The organism is Arthrobacter sp. Y3223164, from assembly GCF_059091005.1.
The window spans coordinates 1-1,670 of the sequence record NZ_JBNHGF010000512.1 but is presented as its reverse complement, the minus strand read 5'-3'; the positions used below and the strand labels follow the sequence as shown (position 1 = coordinate 1,670).

The 1,670-nt window shown below is 71.9% G+C and carries 2 protein-coding genes and 1 pseudogene; all 3 read left to right on the top strand.

Going from position 1 to position 1,670, the window contains the following annotated elements; genetic code table 11:
- Positions 1 to 252, top strand: a pseudogene (locus AC5RUJ_RS15935) (LolA family protein); the annotation flags it as partial.
- Positions 249 to 1,214 (top strand): ABC transporter ATP-binding protein, encoded by a 966-nt coding sequence (locus AC5RUJ_RS15930; protein ID WP_494012973.1) that lies wholly within the window; start codon positions 249 to 251, stop codon positions 1,212 to 1,214. The pseudogene AC5RUJ_RS15935 and the gene AC5RUJ_RS15930, both read left to right, overlap by 4 nt.
- Positions 1,204 to 1,670 (top strand): ABC transporter permease (locus tag AC5RUJ_RS15925; protein WP_494156204.1); only part of this gene is annotated, 467 nt, incomplete at its 3' end. The genes AC5RUJ_RS15930 and AC5RUJ_RS15925, both read left to right, overlap by 11 nt.

Genomic DNA, 1,670 nt, shown 5'->3' with positions numbered 1-1,670 from the left:
GGCGGCGCTGCCGCGCTGCGGGATGACGTCACCCTCCACGGCTCCGGCTGGGAGACCGTGGCGGAAGTCCCCGCCGGGGCCCTGCCGGAGGGCTGGGAAGACTCGCCCTTCCTGGCCCAGGCCACCGAAGCGGTGGACGGCGGCAGGCTGATCTCCACCGCCCTGCTCAACGTGTACCTGACCGACGACGGCCGCGTTCTGGCCGGGTCGGTCCCGTTCGAGTCGTTGCAGGCAGCCGCGGAGGCCCGGTGAACGGCAGCGGCAACCCTGCCGCGCTGGTCATCGAGACCTCCGGACTGACCAAACGCTTCGGCCGGCAAACCGCCGTCGACTCCCTTGACCTGGCCGTCCCGCACGGCTCCGTCTTCGGCTTCCTGGGCCCCAACGGCTCGGGAAAAACCACCACCATCCGCGTCATGCTCGGGCTGGCCGCCGCCACCAGCGGGAGCGTCCGGATCTTCGGGCAGGACATGCCCGGGTCGTTGCGGGACGTGCTTCCGCGGGTCGGAGCGCTGATCGAAGGCCCGGCGTTCTACCCCTTCCTGTCCGGCGCCGCGAACCTGCACCGGCTGGACACCGCGGACCGCCATGCCCCGTCAGAGACCCGGCGGGCGAGGATCGGCAGGGCGCTGGAGCGGGTCGGCCTGACCCACGCCGCGGACAAGAAGGTGCGCGCCTACTCGCTGGGCATGAAGCAGCGGCTGGGCATCGCCAACGCCCTGATGATGCCGCGCCAGCTCCTGGTGCTGGACGAACCCACCAACGGGCTCGACCCGCAGGGCACCCGCGAAGTCCGCAGCCTGGTCCGTTCGCTGGCGGGGGAGGGCACCACGGTATTCGTCTCCAGCCACCTGCTCTCCGAGGTGGAGCAGATTTGCACGCACGCGGCCGTCATGCGCGCCGGCCGGCTGGTGGCGCAGGGGGCCCTGGACGAGGTGCGCCGGGCGGGGCTCACGCATGTGAGCGTCCAGACGCCCGACATCGAAGCCGCGCGCGGCGTGCTGCGCCGGTTGGGCCTGGAACCCGAGGTCCCGAGCACCGCACTCGACGGACACGTGAACGCCCCGATGGACCAGGGCGGTCTGTTGCCTGAGCACATCGCCGCCGCCCTCGTGGCGGACGGCGTCCGGATCCGCGGGTTTGCCGTGGAGGCAAGCAGCCTCGAGGACCGGTACGTGGAGCTGACGGGGGAGGGATTCGACGTTGTCCAGTGAGCAGCGGCCGAGCAGGGGTGGCGACCGCCGGCCGGGGCCGGAAATCGTGGAAGTCGAGGCCGCCGACGAGGAAAATCCCGGCGCTTCGGCGGCCGCTTCGGCCCAGGGACGGGAAAACGGGAAGTCCGCCGGATGGGCCTTCTTCGGTTCCGAGCTCAGCGTGCTGTTCCGACGTGGCCGGACGTGGGCCATGCTGCTGGCCCTGGCCGCCGTACCGACGCTCATCGCGGTGGTGGTCCGGTTCGCCGCGGACGAGGGAGGGCCCGGCGGCGGTCCACCGTTCCTCAACCGGATCACGGACAACGGGTTGTTCGTGGCGCTGACCGGGCTGGTGGTGTCCATCCCGTTGTTCCTGCCGCTGACCGTCAGCGTCGTTTCCGGGGACACGATCGCCGGCGAGGCGGGCCACGGCACGCTGCGCTACCTGCTCAGCGCCCCGGCCGGCCGGCTGCGGCT